Source organism: Bradyrhizobium guangdongense (genome assembly GCF_006483445.1).
Taxonomy (GTDB): Bacteria; Pseudomonadota; Alphaproteobacteria; order Rhizobiales; family Xanthobacteraceae; genus Bradyrhizobium; species Bradyrhizobium guangdongense_A.
On record NZ_PPPT01000090.1, the window covers coordinates 51,542 to 68,317 of the forward strand.

General features: G+C 64.0%; 15 protein-coding genes. 7 read left to right on the forward strand and 8 right to left on the reverse strand.

Features of this window, described 5'->3' with window-relative positions; genetic code table 11:
- Nucleotides 1-225: 225 nt before the first annotated feature.
- Complete coding sequence (locus tag C2U70_RS13025) at nucleotides 226-2,775, reverse strand: M10 family metallopeptidase C-terminal domain-containing protein (protein ID WP_140978417.1); 2,550 nt, start codon at nucleotides 2,773-2,775, stop codon at nucleotides 226-228.
- 183 nt (nucleotides 2,776-2,958) lie between these two features.
- Between C2U70_RS13025 and C2U70_RS13030 the strand changes: the two genes are divergently transcribed.
- The 4 genes from C2U70_RS13030 to rfbG all read left to right on the forward strand — a co-directional run bounded on the left by C2U70_RS13030 (nucleotide 2,959) and on the right by rfbG (nucleotide 6,449).
- Entirely contained in the window at nucleotides 2,959-3,261 is a 303-nt protein-coding gene (locus C2U70_RS13030) for a hypothetical protein (protein ID WP_140978418.1), read from the forward strand.
- Between the two features lie 119 nt (nucleotides 3,262-3,380).
- Nucleotides 3,381-4,574: a CaiB/BaiF CoA transferase family protein gene (locus tag C2U70_RS13035; protein WP_140978419.1), complete on the forward strand. Its 1,194-nt coding sequence runs from the start codon at nucleotides 3,381-3,383 to the stop codon at nucleotides 4,572-4,574.
- 34 nt (nucleotides 4,575-4,608) lie between these two features.
- Nucleotides 4,609-5,379 carry a glucose-1-phosphate cytidylyltransferase gene (gene rfbF, locus C2U70_RS13040; protein ID WP_140978420.1) on the forward strand — a complete coding sequence of 257 codons (771 nt, stop codon included), beginning with the start codon at nucleotides 4,609-4,611 and terminating at the stop codon, nucleotides 5,377-5,379.
- Nucleotides 5,376-6,449 carry a CDP-glucose 4,6-dehydratase gene (gene rfbG / locus C2U70_RS13045; RefSeq protein WP_140978421.1) on the forward strand — a complete coding sequence of 358 codons (1,074 nt, stop codon included), beginning with the start codon at nucleotides 5,376-5,378 and terminating at the stop codon, nucleotides 6,447-6,449. Before rfbF ends, rfbG begins: the two co-directional genes overlap by 4 nt.
- Nucleotides 6,450-6,587: 138 nt before the next feature.
- On the opposite strand, the gene C2U70_RS13050 is transcribed toward rfbG, so the two are convergent.
- The gene (locus C2U70_RS13050; RefSeq protein ID WP_140978422.1) at nucleotides 6,588-7,484 is read right to left on the reverse strand and encodes a phosphotransferase family protein; all 897 of its coding nucleotides are present in this window, start codon (nucleotides 7,482-7,484) and stop codon (nucleotides 6,588-6,590) included.
- Nucleotides 7,474-8,427, reverse strand: a complete 954-nt coding sequence (locus tag C2U70_RS13055) for a sulfotransferase family protein (protein ID WP_140978423.1) — start codon at nucleotides 8,425-8,427, stop codon at nucleotides 7,474-7,476. Before C2U70_RS13055 ends, C2U70_RS13050 begins: the two co-directional genes overlap by 11 nt.
- 120 nt (nucleotides 8,428-8,547) lie before the next feature.
- Between C2U70_RS13055 and C2U70_RS13060 the strand changes: the two genes are divergently transcribed.
- Genes C2U70_RS13060 through C2U70_RS13070 form a run of 3 tightly spaced genes read left to right on the forward strand, consistent with a single transcriptional unit; the run spans nucleotide 8,548 to nucleotide 11,205 of the window.
- Nucleotides 8,548-9,465 carry an NAD-dependent epimerase/dehydratase family protein gene (locus tag C2U70_RS13060; protein WP_140978424.1) on the forward strand — a complete coding sequence of 306 codons (918 nt, stop codon included), beginning with the start codon at nucleotides 8,548-8,550 and terminating at the stop codon, nucleotides 9,463-9,465.
- Nucleotides 9,443-10,276 (forward strand): transketolase, encoded by an 834-nt coding sequence (locus C2U70_RS13065; RefSeq protein ID WP_140978425.1) that lies wholly within the window; start codon nucleotides 9,443-9,445, stop codon nucleotides 10,274-10,276. Before C2U70_RS13060 ends, C2U70_RS13065 begins: the two co-directional genes overlap by 23 nt.
- Nucleotides 10,273-11,205, forward strand: coding sequence for a transketolase family protein (locus C2U70_RS13070; RefSeq protein ID WP_140978426.1), 933 nt, complete (start codon nucleotides 10,273-10,275; stop codon nucleotides 11,203-11,205). The genes C2U70_RS13065 and C2U70_RS13070 overlap by 4 nt, the downstream gene beginning before the upstream one ends.
- Nucleotides 11,206-11,217: 12 nt before the next feature.
- Here the strand turns inward: C2U70_RS13070 and C2U70_RS13075 are convergent, their stop codons facing one another.
- The 5 genes from C2U70_RS13075 to C2U70_RS13095 form a co-directional block, all read right to left on the reverse strand.
- Complete coding sequence (locus tag C2U70_RS13075; RefSeq protein WP_140978427.1) at nucleotides 11,218-12,183, reverse strand: glycosyltransferase family 2 protein; 966 nt, start codon at nucleotides 12,181-12,183, stop codon at nucleotides 11,218-11,220.
- A 139-nt stretch (nucleotides 12,184-12,322) separates the two neighbouring features.
- On the reverse strand, nucleotides 12,323-13,189 hold the full coding sequence (locus C2U70_RS13080) for an outer membrane protein (protein ID WP_140978428.1): 867 nt from the start codon (nucleotides 13,187-13,189) through the stop codon (nucleotides 12,323-12,325).
- A 163-nt stretch (nucleotides 13,190-13,352) separates the two neighbouring features.
- The gene (locus C2U70_RS13085; RefSeq protein ID WP_140978429.1) at nucleotides 13,353-14,876 is read right to left on the reverse strand and encodes a tripartite tricarboxylate transporter permease; all 1,524 of its coding nucleotides are present in this window, start codon (nucleotides 14,874-14,876) and stop codon (nucleotides 13,353-13,355) included.
- Between the two features lie 15 nt (nucleotides 14,877-14,891).
- Nucleotides 14,892-15,434 (reverse strand): tripartite tricarboxylate transporter TctB family protein, encoded by a 543-nt coding sequence (locus tag C2U70_RS13090; protein WP_140978430.1) that lies wholly within the window; start codon nucleotides 15,432-15,434, stop codon nucleotides 14,892-14,894.
- A 163-nt stretch (nucleotides 15,435-15,597) separates the two neighbouring features.
- Complete coding sequence (locus C2U70_RS13095; protein ID WP_186294224.1) at nucleotides 15,598-16,572, reverse strand: tripartite tricarboxylate transporter substrate binding protein; 975 nt, start codon at nucleotides 16,570-16,572, stop codon at nucleotides 15,598-15,600.
- Between the last annotated feature and the right edge of the window lie 204 nt (nucleotides 16,573-16,776).

Genomic DNA, 16,776 nt, shown 5'->3' on the forward strand with positions numbered 1-16,776 from the left:
CGGAAGTGCCGTCGCTTGTGGCGTCGGCACCTCGTCCCCCGAGCTTCGGAGAAACTTCAGTCTGGCAAAGGCTGGTTGTAAAGGCAAACCCTGTTTCAACTCAAGGTTTCGCTCAAGTTCGCGTTTAAGCGACCGGCATTTTTGTGCCGGTCATGCCTGTGACAAGGATGGGATTGGCGTGTCGCGCTGGACCTGATCTCGGCGACCAGGTCTCGGGCGCCGTTCTCAGGCGAGCAACTGGTGATCGTGCAGGAAGCCGGCCAGAAAGTCGGTGAGCGCCGCAGGTCCGCCCGCATCGTGCAGATGCGCGACGACCTCGGACGCCCAGGATGCGGGCGCGGGCATCGTATCCGGCACCTCGTGCTGGACGTTCACGGGACCGACGCCGGCCTCCGCGAAGACGAAGCCGTCGGCTGTCACCGGGGCAGCCGCGCCCGACGAGGCCAATGGTGCGGCGCCGGTTATTCCGTCACCGTTCAGGTCCTGATGGAAGATCGGCTCGTACGATTTCAGCGTGCTGCTGTTGCTCGCGACGGCGCCGGTCAGGAACGACGTGAAATTGCCGTTGGTGTCGGTGCTCCAGATCGAGAACTGGCCCGTGCTCGAATCCCTCCAGGCGACATCATAGCCGCCGCTGACCGCCTCGACGGCGACCGGCGACCACGTTCCGGCCTGCCCGACCACGACGGCGTTGCCGGCATATTTCAGCGTGGGACCGGAGCCGGCGGTGTTGAGATGATAATTGTTGTTGGCCACGACGAGGCTGGTTGATCCGGCCGCCTCGATCACGAGGCCGACATTGCCGTCGCCATTCAGATCCTGCTGGAAGGTGCCCTCCAGATTTTCCAGTACGGCGCTGGTGCCGGAGACCGCACCGGTCAGATAGGACGTGAAATTGCCGTTGCTGTCGGTCGTCCAGATCGAGAACTGGCCCGAGCTCGAGTCTTTCCAGGCGACGTCATAGCCGGTTCCGGTCTGCTCGGCACCGACGAGCGACCAGGTGCCGGCCTGACCGGCGATCACGGCGTTGCCGCTATATTTGAGCGTCGGACCGCTGCTGGTGCCGTTGGCATAGAGCGCGTAGTTGCTGCCGACCAGTGCCAGCGTCGTCGAGCCAAACGACTCGACGGCGACGGACGCCGGCGCTGACGGCACGCCGATCGTGCCGTCGCCGTTGAGATCCTGGTGGAAGGTGGTCTCCAGATTTTCCAGCGTCGTGCTCGTGCCGGACACAGCGCCGGTCAGGAACGAGGTGTGGTTGCCGCTGCTGTCGACGGTCCAGATCGAGAACTCGCCGGTGGTCGCATTCTTCCACGCGACGTCGTAACCGCTTCCGGTCTGCTCGGCCGCAATCGGGGACCAGGGCGCAGCCCCACCCACAGCCACGGCGGAGCCGGCATATTTCAACACCGGCCCGGTGCCGCCGGCCGTTGGATTGAGGGAGTAGGTGCCGCCGCTCTGCACCAGGCTGGTGGTGCCGATCGCCTCGATCACGACGGGGGCGAGCTGGCTGATCAGCGTGGTGCTCGTAACCGTGCCGTCGGCGAACTGGAAATATTCCACTCCCGACACGGTATCGGTGCCGTCGGGCGTGCCGGAACGGAGGTCGACCAGCGTAAATACCTGCGTGGTCGAGTTGTAGCTGATCCCGTAATTCGCCTTGCTGCCGGAATACGCGACGGTGTCGGTGCCGGAGCCGCCGATGATGGTGTCGTTGCCGCCGTTGCCTCTCAGCGTGTCGTTGCCGCTGCCGCCGTTCAACACGTTCGCAATCGCGTTGCCGATGATGCTGTCGTTGCCGGAGCCGCCGATGGCGTTGTCGATGTAGGAGCGCGCGTCGTTGTTGTAGAGATAGGCGTTGTAGACGTTGCCCGAGGCGTAATAGCCGTTGCCGAGATAGGCGATCTGCGTCGACGAGAACGTCGATGCCGCACCCGGATTGAGGTTGAGCGACAGGTTGGTCGTGTAGTTCGAGAGGTCGTAGGTGTCGACGCCGTTGCCGTCCCAGATCGTCTCGAAGATGCGGTTGGCCGAGCCGCCGGCGCCGCCGCCCGGTGCCGCCTGTCCGACGCCGTTGATGGACATCTGCCCGGTCGTCGTGTTCCAGGTGTAGACGGTGTTGCCGCTCTGCGTGCTGTAATTCGCGCCGTACAGCGTCTGCATCGCGAGGATGTCGTTCGCCATATAGGTTTGCGAGAACCCATAGGCCTCAGCGGTGTAGCCGGTCAGCGGCGCGCCGACATAGCTGCGATAGCTCATGACGGTGTATTCGCTGTCGTCGTGCGCGCTGGGCACCGCGACGTTTGCGACGCCGCCGGTCTCCTGGCTGTGCTTCAGGCCGACGGCATGGCCGAGCTCATGCAGCGCGGTCACGAAATAATAGTTCCCGAGCGAGGCCAGCGAATAATTGTAGCCGGTGCCGAACCAGATATCGCCGCCCGATGCAACGCCCCACGGGTAGTAGGCATAGGACGTCGGATTGGCCGCCGGCGACTGCGCCACCATGATGTCGGCACCGTTGGTACCGGCGTACTGGATGTTGGCGTTGGTGTAGCTGTTGATCAGGCCGACGGCGTAGACGATCGCCACCTGCATCTGGTACGGCGCCTGCGTGAAGCCGGCGCCCGTCGGCTCGCCATTGCCGTAATAGGGTGACGGATAGTCGCTCGGCGAATCCGGAAAGCTGTAGGTGATCGTGCCGGACCATTTGGTGCCGCCGAGCAGCCCGTCGATCTCCGCATTATTCGTGGCGCTGGCATAGACGGCGGTGGCCAAGGAACGTCTCCAGGAACGTGTCGCCCATGATCCGATTCGATTGCGACAACGATTCTAGCGTTAGAAGGATACGTTTGGTTTAATTTGGGCAGCTTGCGATCCGCACCTCCGATAACGACTTGTTAAGCGAAAACACCGTGTTTACACGGACGCGGAACTGGCTTGGGGCGATCGGAAGGAACCATGATACTGCTTCGCCTTGCCGCCGTCGTCTCGGGCGCCCTGGTCGCGTTCGCGAGCGTGGATCACCTGCTTCCCGAGGAACTGTGCATCATGTCACGGAAAGCCCAAGCGGACGAGACCGCCAAAATGGCTCCGGCGCGCACCGTGCCCCCGGCACGCGATCCCGCCATCGCGGTCGCCGAGGAGTACGAGCTGGCCCGTCGCAAGGGCACAGCCGAGGCATTCGAGCTGTTCATCGCCCGCCACGGCGACGATCCGCTGGCCGAGAAGGCCCGCGCCGAGCTGAAGCGGCTGTCGCGCTGAACCGGCCTGCTCGTCAACTCAAGCCCTCAATTTGCAAGGTGCCACCTGCGCCAACGCGGTTGCCGCATCTTTTTTGCGCACTATGGTAGGGGCAAAAGCCTGCCAGGAGCCGTCCTAAAATGCCCTTTCCGCATGCCTCGGAAGCCCTCTCGCGCTTCACCGTGCTCGATCTGACGCGCGTCCGCTCCGGTCCGACCTGCGTGCGGCAGCTCGCCGACTGGGGCGCCACCGTCATCAAGATCGACGCGCTTCTGGAGGATGCCGGCGGCGAGCAGCCCGGCGGCCCCCGCCAGGGCTCGGACTTCCAGAACCTGCACCGCAACAAGCGGGCCATGACGCTCAATCTGAAGGACCCGCGAGGGCTCGAGGTCTTCAAGCGCCTCGCCGCCAAGGCCGACGTCGTGGTCGAGAATTTCCGCCCCGACGTGAAGATCAAGCTCGGCATCGACTATGAGAGCCTCGCAAAGATCAATCCGCGGCTCGTCTATGGCAGCATCTCCGGATTCGGCCAGGACGGCCCCTATCACAAGCGGCCGGGTTTTGATCAGATCGCGCAGGGCATGGGCGGGCTGATGTCGATCACGGGCGCGCCGGGCCAGGGCCCGATGCGGGTCGGCATTCCCGTCGCCGACCTCACCGCCGGCCTGTTCTGCGCCATCGGCATCCTCACCGCGCTGCTCGAGCGCGATGTCTCCGGCAAGGGCCAGTGGGTGCAGACCTCGCTGTTGCAGGCCCAGATCTTCATGCTCGATTTCCAGGCCGCCCGCTGGCTGATGGAGAAGGACGTCGCCAAGCAGGCCGGCAACAACCATCCGACCTCGATCCCGACCGGCGTGTTCAAGACCTCGGACGGTTATATCAACATCGCCACCACGGGCGGACGGATCTGGGAGCGCTGCGCGCAGGCGATCGGCGCGCCGGAGCTCGTCACCAATCCCGATTACGCCACCGCCCCAGCCCGCTCGGAGAACCGCGACGCGCTCAATGCCGCGATCGAAGCGCGCACGGTGACGAAGTCGACCGAGACGTGGGTCAGGGAGCTCAACGACGCCGGCGTTCCCTGCGGCCCCATCTACGCCATCGACCAGATGTTCGAGGACGCGCAGGTCAAGCATCTTGGCATTGCGCAGGACGTGCCGAACGCGGAGAACCGTCACATCCGCCTGGTCGGCCAGCCCGTGTCGCTGTCGCGCACGCCGAGCAGGATGGTGGCGCGGCCGCCGGAGTTCGGCGAGCAGACCGAAGAAGTGCTCGCCGAGTTCGGCTTTGCCGCGAACGAGATCGCAGCGCTCAAGCAGGCCAAGGTGGTGTAACCCGAAGCGAGGCGCCTTCCGTCGGAGCAGGTCAATGAAAGTCGTGATCCTCGCAGGCGGCCTCGGCACAAGGATTGCCGAAGAGACCAGCACGCGGCCCAAACCGATGGTCGAGATCGGCGGCCGGCCGATCCTGTGGCACATCATGAAAATCTACAGCCATCACGGCTTCCATGATTTCGTGATCTGCCTTGGCTACAAGGGTTTTATGATCAAGGAGTATTTTGCGAACTACTTCCTCCACATGTCCGACGTGACGTTCCACCTTGCCGAAAACCGGATGGAGGTACATCGCGAGACCGCCGAGCCGTGGCGGGTGACGCTGGTCGACACCGGTGAGGCTACGCAGACCGGCGGCCGCTTGAAGCGCGTGCTGCCCTATGTCGCCGACGAGCCGTTCTTCGCGCTCACCTATGGCGATGGCGTTGCCGATATCGACCTCACGGCCGAAATCGCCTTCCACAAGACGCATGGCCGCCGGGCCACGGTCTCGGTGGTGCGGCCGTCGCGGCGTTTCGGCGCCGTTGCGATCGACGGCGACCGGGTCGTCAGCTTCGAGGAGAAGCCGCATGACGACGGCGGCTGGATCAATGGCGGCTTCTTCCTGCTGTCGCCGTCGATCGGCGACCTCCTCACGGACGACCAGACTGTGTGGGAACGCGAGCCGATGGAGCAGCTCTCCCGCGGCGACGATCTGCGCGCCTATGTCCATCATGGCTTCTGGCACCCGATGGATTCCTTGCGCGACCGCAACTACCTCGAGGGTGAGTGGGCCAACAACCGCGCCCGGTGGAGGGTCTGGTGACCGACAAGACTTTCTGGCGCGGCAAGAAAGTCTTTCTGACCGGACATACCGGCTTCAAGGGCGCGTGGACGTCGCTGCTGCTGCATCGCCTCGGCGCTGAGGTCTTCGGCTACGCGCTGCCGCCGACGCATCCGTCTGCGCTGTTCTCGGCGGCGCGCATTGCCGACGACATCCAGCATCGCTTCGCCGACATTCGCGATCTCGCGACCTTGCGCACGGCGCTGAGCGAAGCCGCACCCGACATCATCATCCACATGGCGGCGCAGGCGTTGGTACGCCCCTCCTATGCCGAGCCGGTTGGGACGTTTGCGACCAATGTGATGGGCACGGTGCATGTGCTGGAGGCCGCGCGGCACCTTCCCGGCCTCAAGGCGATCCTGATCGTCACCAGCGACAAGGCTTACGCCAACAACGGCCGCCAAACCGCCTTCGGCGAGGACGACCGTCTCGGCGGCGACGATCCCTACAGCAACAGCAAGGCCTGCGCGGAGCTCGTGACGCATGCCTATCACCACAGCTTCTTCAACACGCCAGGCGCAGCCCGTATCGCGACCGCACGCGCCGGCAACGTCTTTGGCGGCGGCGACTGGGCGCGCGACCGCCTGGTGCCCGACGCGGTGCAGGCCTTTCTCGCCGGCGAGGTGCTGCGCATCCGCAATCCCGCCTCCGTGCGGCCGTGGCAGCACGTGCTGGATCCCTTGGGCGGCTATCTCATGCTGATCGAGCGGCTGGTGGACGATCCGGCCTTCGCCGGCGGCTGGAATTTCGGCCCCGACCGCGCAAGCGAGGTGCCGGTCCGCGCCGTCGTCGAGCGGCTGATCGCGCTATGGGACGATGGGGCGCGCTGGACCAGCGACGACGGCCCGCGCCCGCCCGAGGCCGCCACTCTCAGGCTCGATTGCGAGAAGGCACGCGCGCAGCTCGGCTGGACGCCGCGGCTCGATCTCGACCAGGGACTGCGGCTGACGGTCGACTGGTACAAGGCCCTTCAGCAGGGCCGCGATGTCAGGCAATTGTCGCTCGACCAGATCGACGGCGCGGCAAAGATGAATTTCACAATGATAGCATAATACCCCTGATTTGCCCGACGGGTCAAGCGGAATTTCGGTAAATCAGCAGTTGTCGTTTTCTACTGTGCATGGGGTTGTTTTCAACCGTCCGTCGGACGATCCCCCATTCTTCGGACCAAGGCTGATTTCATTGCGCTTTTAGCCCGGCAGGCCGAGAATCCCGGCAATCCGCGCCTCGGCCGTCACCTTGTGGGTCAGATAAGCGCCCGAAAGTACCGCGAGATACGATTTCAGGAGCACGGCGAGCACGAGAATCGCGCGTTCTACCTCCACGACGAGCCCGGTCCGCCCGAATGCCGCATCATGCAGGAACGGCCGGTTCTCCATGAAGGTCAGCCAGTAGAGATAGTCGTAGCCGGCAACGCCCGAGAACGCGTCTTCCCAATCGATCGCGATCGGCGTGACACCATTGAGCATCACGTTGTTCGGCCCGAAATCGCCGTGACAGAGCGCGCGTGGCAGGCTTGCGAGACGATCTTCAAGCAACGCGATGAGCGCGCCGACATCTGCAGCGGTCTCGCTCGTGAGCAGACCGCGCCCGGCGAGCGTCGTCAGCGCACGTCGCGCGCACGCCAGATGCGGCGTGAGATCGTGCAGTGGACGATCCGGCCCGTCCGCGCGGAGCGGCGCGCTCCATCCCTCCACCATCGCAGCCGCGACCTCGGGACGAAGCGGCGCGGACAACGGTGTGAAGGCCGGCATCACCAGACAAAGCCGCCCGGTGCCATCCGCAAGCGACAGCTCAAAACGATCCTGCACGACCGCATCGCCGTGGAGACGATGAAGGATGGCCGCCTCCCCGGCCAGGCGCTCGCGCGCGGCGGTATCGGGAAGATGAGTCTTGAGAAACCGCCGCTCGCCGGCGATCACGGCATCGAAGCAAACGCCGAGCGTTCCGCCTTGCGCCGGCTTTACCACCGCCTCGCCGTGATCGGAATTGAGATGCCGGCGCAGCGCCGCCAACACCCGCTCGCGTTCGGCCGGGAGGTCGAAACCACGGGTCCCGCTCTCGAAGAACGCGATCTTACTCAGCACGGTAGAGCTTGCTCAGATAGTCGATGCGGTCATAGCCGAAATGACGGGCGAGCGCCGCGGTCCCCTGCGCGATCTGCCTGCGCTCGTCGTCGGACAATTCCGAGATGACGGCCTGGTTGTAGTCTTTCGTGCTCCTGAGAACGGTCCCCCAGGGCGCGATGGACTCCTTGATCTCGACGCCGTTCCAGCTCGGATAGAGCAACGTGTCCAAGAAGGGAATGCCGATGAACCCGGCGGCCTCGGTCATGAACTTGCGCTTGTCCTCGACGAGGTCCTCGTAGCGCACGATCCGCACATTGGCCGGATGCATCTTTGCAAACATCTCCACCGTCGAGTGATAGATGTTCCAGGTGATGAGATATCGCGAGAGCGGCAGCGGGAACGGACGGCGCTTGGTGTCGCGATAGGCCGAGAACGGATTGCGCACCACGTGCAGGATGCGCACGTTCGGAAAATCGCGAACCATCCTGTCGGCATCGATGCCGATCGTGGGCGAGTAGCCGACATGGACCATCCCGGGCCGCGGCCTGGTGTAGTAGTTCGACCAGGCCGCAAAGGTCGACCTGAACAGGGCCTCGATCGCCTGCCGGCGGAAGATCGGCGGCTCGCCGACGAGGCGGACGAACTCGGCGATGCGCACCTTCTCGTCGAGCGCACAATCGGCATCCCTGAATTTGGAGCCGTTACGCTTGCGCAAAAAAGTCTTCAGTTCCTCGTCGATGATCTGCTCGTAGAGCTCGAGCGCCGTCAGTCCTTCCGGGAATTCGGGGTAGCGGTACTGGACGCGCTCGACGGAGGCGAGGAAGTCGTTGAAGGTGCGGTTGCCGAGCTGCGATTCAAAGGGATAGACGAGCAGATCCGGGTGGCCGTCGAGATGACGGTGGGTCACGTTGCCGCCGTGCTCAAAGCCCGCCGAAATCATCGCCAGCCTGAAGTCACTCATCTCCGACCTCTGTCTCGTCGATCTCAGCCATCCCGTTTAGCCGCATGGGGCGGATAATCAAGTTCCGCGGGGGATGGCGCGCGCATTGACGCGTCGGCGTCACTGATCTAGGCGAAGTCCATGCATGTTCTTGTCACGGGCGCGAGCGGCTTTCTGGGCTCCTACCTGGTTGCTGACCTGCTGGCACAGGGCCACGAGGTCGCCGCCCTGTTGCGGCCGGGCGGGCCGCGCTGGCGGCTCGACGAGGTCCTTCACCGACTGCATGTCATCCGGGGCTCACTCGAAGGAGTGGAACTGCTGCGCGACGAGTTGAAGGCCTTCGCACCGCAGGCGGTCGTGCACATGGCCTGGCGCGGCGTCGCCGGCGCCGATCGCAACGACACCGCTCAGTCCACCAACGTGTCAGACGCCGTCCGGCTCGCGGAGCTTGCCGCCGATATCGGCGCTAGGATCTTCGTCGGCGCGGGATCGCAGGCCGAGTATGGCCCCTACGACCGCGCCATCGGCGAGGACGACGCTACGCGACCGACGACGCTCTACGGCAAGGCCAAGTGCGAGGCGGGATCGGAGACGCTGCGTCTTTGCAAAGAACGCGGACTTCGGGCAGCATGGCTCAGGATCTTCTCGACCTATGGGCCGAAGGATGCTGATCACTGGCTGATCCCGAGCCTGATCCGCAGCCTGCGATCCGGGCAGCCGATGCCGCTGACGGCCTGCGAGCAGCGCTGGGGATTTTTGCACGCGCGCGACGCTGCGGCAGCGTTCGCGCTTGCCGTCGACTGTGAAGCTGCGCGCGGCGTCTTCAACGTCGGCAGCCCCGACGCCCCTCCTCTGCGGGACACCGTGACGCGCGTACGCGATCTGGTCGCACCCGGTGCAACGCTTGGCTTCGGCGAGTTGGCGTACCGGCCCGATCAGGTTATGGTCCTCGCCGCGGACGTTTCGCGCATGCGCGCATTGGGCTGGAAGCCAACAGTGCCGTTCGACCAAGGACTGCGCGAAACCATTGACTGGCATGAGCAACACAAATCGTCCTGACACCAATCTTCCTGAGCCGAAGGAATTCGCGCGCCGGATTCGTGCCCATGCCTTGCAGATGGTGCACGCCGCCAACGCGTCCCATATCGGCGGCTGCCTGTCGATGGCGGATATCCTGGCCGTGCTCTACACGCGGATCCTGCGTGTCGATCCCAATAACGCGCGCGCGCCCGGGCGCGACCGCTTCGTGCTCAGCAAGGGGCATGCGACCGCGATCCTCTACGCAGCGTTGGCCGAATGCGGCTTCTTCCCGGTCGATGAGTTGAAGACCTACTGCAAGGACGGCTCGATCCTCACCGGTCACGTCAGCCATGCGGTGCCCGGTGTCGAAGTCTCGACCGGCTCGCTCGGCCATGGCCTGCCGATCGCGATCGGCATGGCGATCGCCGCGCGAGCGGAAGGGCGCGGCAGTCGCGTGTTCTGCCTGCTCAGCGACGGCGAATGCGACGAGGGCTCGACTTGGGAAGGCATTCTCTTTGCGCCACATCACGGGCTCGCCAACCTCTGCGCGATCGTCGACTTCAACAAGATCCAGAGCTTTGGCTCGGTCGCTGAGGTTCTCAACCTCGAACCGTTCGCCGATAAATGGCGAGCTTTTGGCTGGCATGTCGAAGAGGTCGACGGTCACGACGGAACTGACCTCGAACGCGCACTGAGCGCTGCGCCGGTTGCATCCGGTCGACCGGTCGTCACCATCGCACATACGGTGAAGGGCAAAGGCGTCAGCTTCATGGAGAATAGACTCGAATGGCATTATCGCGCACCATCGGCTGAACAGTTGGCGGCAGCACTCGCTGAGGTGGGTGCATGAGAACTGCATTCGTCGAGAGCCTGTCGCAAGCCGCGAGCGAAAACCCCGACATCTGGCTCCTCTGCGGCGACGTCGGCTTCTCGGTATTTGAACCCTTCGCCACCAAGTTCCCGGAGCGCTACATCAACGTCGGCATCGCCGAGCAAAACATGGTGGGTATCGCAACCGGGATTGCGCTTTCGGGAAAAACAGTCTTCATCTACTCGATTGGAAATTTCCCGACGCTGCGTTGCATCGAGCAAGTTCGCAATGACGTTTGCCACCATGGTGCAGACGTCAAGATCGTGGCCGTCGGTGCAGGATACGCGTATAGCACCCAAGGCTATACCCATCATGCCATCGAGGACGCCGCAATCGTGGCGATGCTACCGGGCATCGAAGTGTTCGCACCGTGCGATCCGCAGGAGGTCCGCGCCGCAACACGCTTGATCGCCTCGAGCCGCAAGCCGTCCTATCTGCGGCTCAGCAGGGTCGGTGAGCCAAATCTCGGCTCGGGGGCCGTGACGGACATCCGCAAGCCGCGAGTTCTGCGCGATGGGCGGGACATCGTAATCCTCACGTCAGGCTCGATCGCATCGCAGGCGCTAGTCGCGGCCGAAATGCTTGAGAAACGCGGCGAGGACGTCGGCGTGGTCAATATCTCATGCCTAAAACCCTTTGATGCGACTTCCGTCCGAGATGTTACGCACAGGGCGACGCTTGTGGTGACGCTCGAAGAGCACAGCCTTTGCGGCGGCCTATTCAGCAAGGTGGCGACCACATTTGCCGGAGAGGCGCGGCGCCCGCCGATCGTCGGCATCGGCATTGAGGAGCAGGAGAGCGGAACCTCGTACGGAGGATCGCGCGAAGCGCTTCTGGACGCCGCCGGACTTTCAGTCGACGCGATCATCGCACGGATCGAGCGGGAATTGAGAAAGCGTCCACGCTGACAAGGATACCCGTCACTGCCCTTGCGGCGCCTGCGGCTCGTCGAAGTTCACGCGCTCGCGTTCGAAGACAACAGGCTTTGCCCTCACCTGGCCGTGGATCGCGAGCACGTATTCCCCGATCATCCCCATGAAGAACAATTGGACGCCGCCGAAGAAGAACATGGCGACGATCAGGGTGATGATGCCGGGCTCCGCCAGTTGCCGATATAGCAGCAGGCCGAGGACGAAATTGACGATGGCGTAGCCGATGCTCAGGGCCGAGATCAAAAAGCCCGCGAACAGCCCGAAGCGCACCGGCGCGGTCGTGAACGACACCAGCCCGTTGATGCCCTGGTCGATCAGCGCGCCGGCACGGTTCTTCGAAAACCCCTTCTTGCGCTCGCGCCAGGTATAGGGAACGCCGATGGCGCGGCCACCGCATTCGAAGGTCATCATGCGCATGAACGGATAGCTGTCGCGGACGCTGCGCATCGCCTCGACGACACGCCGGTCGACGAGCTGGAAGTCGCCGACGCCGGGCGGCACGTTCACGTCCGAAAAGCGCGTCAGCAGCCGGTAATAGGCGTTGCGGATGCCGCGCATCAGCCGGCCCTCCTCGCGCACCGCGCGGATGCCGTAGACGATCTCGTAGCCCTCGTCCCACAGCTTCACGAGGTCGGGGATCAGGTCGGGCGGATCCTGCATATCCGCCGGCATGAACAGCAGCACGGCGTCGCCGCCCGCCGCCATCACGCCGTTGAAGGTGTTGCGCAGCGGCCCGAAATTGCGCGCGTTGACGATGATCTTGACGCAGGGGTCGACGGCCGCGATTTCGCGCAAAATGTCCACGGTGCGATCGTCGGAGGCGTTATCGCAGAAGATGTGCTCGCGGCGGTAACCTTGCAGGCGCTCATCGAAGACACGGCGCACCGCGTCATGGCAATCCCTGACATTGAGTTCCTCATTGTAGCAGGGCGTCACGACGCTGATGGTCTTCACGAATGTCTCTCGCGGTTGCGCCTGAGGAACAGGCCTGCCGCCGGACTAGACCATCGGCCCTGCCTCCGCGCAACCGGAGCCCGAAAACGAAAAGCCCGGCGCGAGGCCGGGCTTTTGAGAGCTGCGAGGAAGGACTTGCTCAGTACTTCGCGACCACCGGGCCGCCGAACTGGTAGTTCACGCCGACGCGCAGGATGTGGTCGGTGAAGCTCGAGGACACGTTGGCACCGATCGCTGCGGCCGGTGCAAGCGTGAAGGGTCCGGAGCCGAAGCGGCCGAGATCCATGTAGAGATATTCGAGCTTGGCGCTCCAGTTCTGGGTGATCTTGCCCTCGACGCCGACGCCGACGGTCCAGCCGGCGCGCGTGGTGGAGGTCGAGCCAACCGAGGTCACGGCAACGGCAGCCGGAGTGAAGCCGGACATCGTGCCCGTGGTCTTGATCTCGCCGAACGCCAGACCGCCGGTGCCGTAGAACAGCACCTTCGGCGTCGCCAGGATGCCAACCCGGCCGCGCAGCGTGCCGAACCACTGCAGGCTCTGGTCAATCGTCAGCGTGGTGCCACCGGCAGCGGCGGCCGGCAGGAAGGTCAAACCGGGAAGACAGGGACCGGCGAGCACGGGGACAGCGGCGCAGCTATAGCCGGCGCGGCCCTTTTCGTCCGACCACTGAAGGTCCCCCTCAATGCCGAACACCCAGTTATCGCGCTGCCAGTTGTAACCGGCCTGGCCGCCCGCGATGGCTCCGTTCATGTCGAAGCGCGCGTTGGTGATCGAGCCGGCCGGCGGTGCGATCGGCAGACCCGTCGCCGTGTTGAAATAGGAGACGTCGGTGTTCGACCGGCCCCAGCTATAGCCCGCATTGGCGCCGATATAGAACCCGGTCCAGCTCCAGACCGGGTCGACGATCGGCGGCGCCTTGGCGTAACGCGGCGCCATGTCGGCGGCCATCGCACCCGTCGCGAACAGCGAGACCGCCGCCGCCATTCCAATCATCATGCGCTTCATGTGAATCCCCTCCGGCTCGAAACTAGCTGATAAAAAAAATACGCTGCCCGAGGTCGAAATGCTGTCGCGCGGCAGCAACATCCGGAAACATTCAACCAGACGGAGAGTCAGGATCGAGATACCGTTTTGGGGCTAGGAGCCTGATTTTGCTGGAACTTTCAAGTCAGGCCTGGCCCGACACCGGCTTGGCCTGTCGCGCCAATCCGACACGCTGGAGCAGCCGATCGATCAGGGGCCAGAACAACAGCAGAATCGCCAGCGTCGCAATCGAGCCGACCAGGCCATTCGACCAGAACACTTTCAAATTCCCGCCCGAGCCGATCATCGACAGGCGAAAGGCGTCCTCCGCCCGGTTGCCGAGCACCAGCGCCAGTGTGAATGGCGCGAGCGGAATGCCGATCTTCTTGAAGACGTAACCGACCACGCCAAAGCCCAACATCAGCCAGATGTCGAACATTGCGTTCTGGATGGCATAGGCGCCGATCGCGCAGGACACCACGATCATCGGCGCCACCGCCGCGAACGGCACGCGGAGGATCGAGGCGAAGATCGGCACGGTGGTGAGGACCAGCACCAGGCCGACGACGTTGCCGAGATACATCGAGGCGATCAGGCCCCAGACGAAATCCTTGTGTTCGACGAACAGCAGCGGGCCCGGATTGAGCCCCCACACCATGAGGCCGCCGAGCAGGATCGCCGCGGTGCCCGAGCCGGGAATGCCGAGCGCGAGCATCGGCAGCAGCGCCGCGGTCCCGGAGGCATGCGCCGCAGTTTCAGGTGCGAACACGCCCTCGATGCGCCCCTTGCCAAAGCTTTCGGGATCCTTGGAAAAACGTTTTGCGAGATTGTAGCCCATGAAGGAGGCCGCGATCGCGCCACCCGGCGTGATGCCGAGCCAGCAGCCGATGAACGAGGAGCGCAGCAGCGTCACCCAGTATTTTGGCAGATCCTTCCAGACCGACAGCACGACGCGCAGCGATATGCCGGCCGCATGGCCGCGCAAGGCCAGGCGCTCTTCCATCGTCAGCAGGATCTCGCTGATGCCGAACAGGCCGATGACGGCGACGAGGAAGTTGATGCCGCGAAGCAGCTCCGCCGAGCCGAAGGTCATGCGAAGATTGCCCGAGACCGTGTCCATGCCGATGCCGGCGAGCAGAAGGCCGAGCGACATCGAGATGACGGTCTTGTGCTTGGCCTCGCGCCCGAGGCCGACGAAGGAGCAGAAGGTCAGGAGGTAGACCGCAAAAAACTCGGGCGGCCCAAATTTCAGCGCGAAGGACGAGATCATCGGCGCGAGGAAGGTGATCAGCAGCACCGCGACCAGCGAGCCGATGAAGGACGAGGTGAACGCCGCCGTCAGCGCCTCCGCCGCCCTACCCTGTTGCGCCATCGGATAGCCGTCGAAGGTGGTCGCGACCGACCAGGCCTCGCCGGGGATGTTGAACAGGATCGAGGTGATGGCACCGCCGAACAGCGCGCCCCAATAGATGCAGGACAGCATCACGATCGCCGAGGTCGGGTCCATCGTGAAGGTGAGCGGCAAAAGGATCGCGACCCCGTTCGGGCCGCCGAGCCCCGGCAACACGCCGACGAAGATGCCGAGCACGAGCCCGACCATCATCAGCACCAGCGTCTTGCCCGTGAGCAAGACCCCAAAACCCTGAACCAGCAGACCGAAGGCTTCCATCGGACCTGCCCGCGCTTAACGACCGAAGGCCGCTTCGAGCGGTCCCTTCGGCATGATGACGTCGAAGGCGATGTCGAAGGTGACGAACATCACGGCCGTGAACACGAAGGCTGTCAGCAGCGACTTCCACAGCGCGATCTTGCCGACCAGCCGCATAAAGCCCGCGATCAGGAGGAAGCTCGCGACATAGAGCCCGAGGAACTGCATCGCCAGGCAAAACAGCAGCGTCGGCACGAACACCGCCAGCACGCGGCGCAACTGCGCCCGGGTGACGAAGGTCTGCGATCCGCCATGCTGCGACAGCAGCGCACTGACAAGGCCGTAGAGACTTCCACCGCCGAGAATGACGGAGAGATAGAACGGGAAATAGCCGGGCTCGGGGCCGGTCGAGTCCCAGGAAATTCCCGTGCGCCAATTGTCGTAGCCGAGCGTGGCGGCGAGCGCGAGCAGCAGCAGCGAGACGACGATCTCGATCGTTCGCGTGCTCACGACACTGGGCGAGTCGTCTTCGGGCGCGGTCGGGTCGTCGACGACGATTTCGATATCGGTTTGGGACATGAGAACCAATTCCCCCTCTCCCCGCTTGCGGGGAGAGGGTCGGGGTGAGGGGGAGTCTCAGCGAGGGCGGTGAGAGACGAACTCGTGGAGAGTCCCCCTCACCCGAATTCGATCTACGATCGAATTCGGCCTCTCCCCGCAAGCGGGGAGAGGCGAACAGCAGTTACTTCGCAACGAAGCCCGCTTCCGTCATCAGCGACTTGTTCAGCGTGTCGTCCTCTTCGAGGAACTGCACCATGTCCTTGCCGGTGAGGAAGATCGGCTTCAGCGCCTGCTTCTCCATATAGTCCTTGTATTCCGTCGTCTGCGTCACCTTGTGGAAGAGATCGACGTAGAAGGCCTGCTGCTCCGGCGTCACCTTGCCGGGCAAAAACATCGCCCGCAGCATCAGGTACTGGATGTCCAGCCCCTCCTCCTTGCAGGTCGGGATGTCGTGCCAGGACTGCGCCTCGGTCACCTTGCCGGTGTAGGAGATGCGTTCCTTGTCGAACACGCAGAGCGGACGAACCTGGCCGGCGCGCCAGACTTCGAGATTTTCGGACGGGTTGTTGACGTTGGACTCGGTGTGGTTGCCGACGAGCTGGGTCGCCGCCTCGCCGCCGGACTTGTAGGGCAGATAGGAGAATTTTGCGCCGGTCTTCTGCTCCATGAAGACGGTCAGCACGTGGTCCTCACGCTTGGAGCCGGTGCCGCCCATCTTGAACGGGCTGCTCGCCGCCTTCGCCGCCGCGATGAACTCCTTCACCGACTTCGGACCGCCGGCGTTGTCCCAGAGCACGAACTGGTCGAGCGCGATCACCGAGACCGGCGTCAGTTCGCGCCAGTTGAACGGGATCTTTGCCGACAGCGGCAGCATGTAGATCAGCGAATAGGCGATCAGCACCTTGTTGGCGTCGCCCTCGCTGGACTTCATGTACATCAGCGCTTCGGCGCCGGACGCCCCGCCCTTGAGCGAGACCACCATCGGCTGCTTCATCAGATTGTTCTTCTGGATCGCGGCTTGCATCATCCGCGCCATCTGGTCGGACGCTCCGCCGGCGCCTGCCGCGACCACGATCTCGACGGGTTTCGTCGGTTCCCAGCCGGCCGAGGCCGGCGCACTGCATAGCGCGGCTGCCAGTGCGATTGCAGCCCTCATCCCATGTCCCACGCGCTTCTTCCCTATGTTCTTGTTTGGATTGGTAATTCGGAAGCGAATTGGGGCGCATATTGGAGGCGAATGCGCGCAAGTTCAAGTCACCCGCCGCCGCCCGCCTTATGACTTTGGAATGAGACCACAGATCCCACAACGGCAAAAGGCGCGGGCCCCTTGAGGACCCGCGCCCAAGCCTTGCGATGATAC

Excerpts from the sequence above, each read along its gene's own strand:
- rfbF (WP_140978420.1), top strand. The coding sequence starts at position 4,609 with ATGAAAGTCGTGATCCTCGCAGGCGGCCTCGGCACAAGGATTGCCGAA.
- C2U70_RS13030 (WP_140978418.1), top strand. The coding sequence starts at position 2,959 with ATGATACTGCTTCGCCTTGCCGCCGTCGTCTCGGGCGCCCTGGTCGCG.
- C2U70_RS13070 (WP_140978426.1), top strand. The coding sequence starts at position 10,273 with ATGAGAACTGCATTCGTCGAGAGCCTGTCGCAAGCCGCGAGCGAAAAC.
- C2U70_RS13085 (WP_140978429.1), bottom strand. The coding sequence starts at position 14,876 with ATGGAAGCCTTCGGTCTGCTGGTTCAGGGTTTTGGGGTCTTGCTCACG.
- C2U70_RS13080 (WP_140978428.1), bottom strand. The coding sequence starts at position 13,189 with ATGAAGCGCATGATGATTGGAATGGCGGCGGCGGTCTCGCTGTTCGCG.
- C2U70_RS13090 (WP_140978430.1), bottom strand. The coding sequence starts at position 15,434 with ATGTCCCAAACCGATATCGAAATCGTCGTCGACGACCCGACCGCGCCC.
- C2U70_RS13060 (WP_140978424.1), top strand. The coding sequence starts at position 8,548 with ATGCATGTTCTTGTCACGGGCGCGAGCGGCTTTCTGGGCTCCTACCTG.
- C2U70_RS13035 (WP_140978419.1), top strand. The coding sequence starts at position 3,381 with ATGCCCTTTCCGCATGCCTCGGAAGCCCTCTCGCGCTTCACCGTGCTC.
- C2U70_RS13095 (WP_186294224.1), bottom strand. The coding sequence starts at position 16,572 with ATGAGGGCTGCAATCGCACTGGCAGCCGCGCTATGCAGTGCGCCGGCC.
- C2U70_RS13065 (WP_140978425.1), top strand. The coding sequence starts at position 9,443 with ATGAGCAACACAAATCGTCCTGACACCAATCTTCCTGAGCCGAAGGAA.
- C2U70_RS13055 (WP_140978423.1), bottom strand. The coding sequence starts at position 8,427 with ATGAGTGACTTCAGGCTGGCGATGATTTCGGCGGGCTTTGAGCACGGC.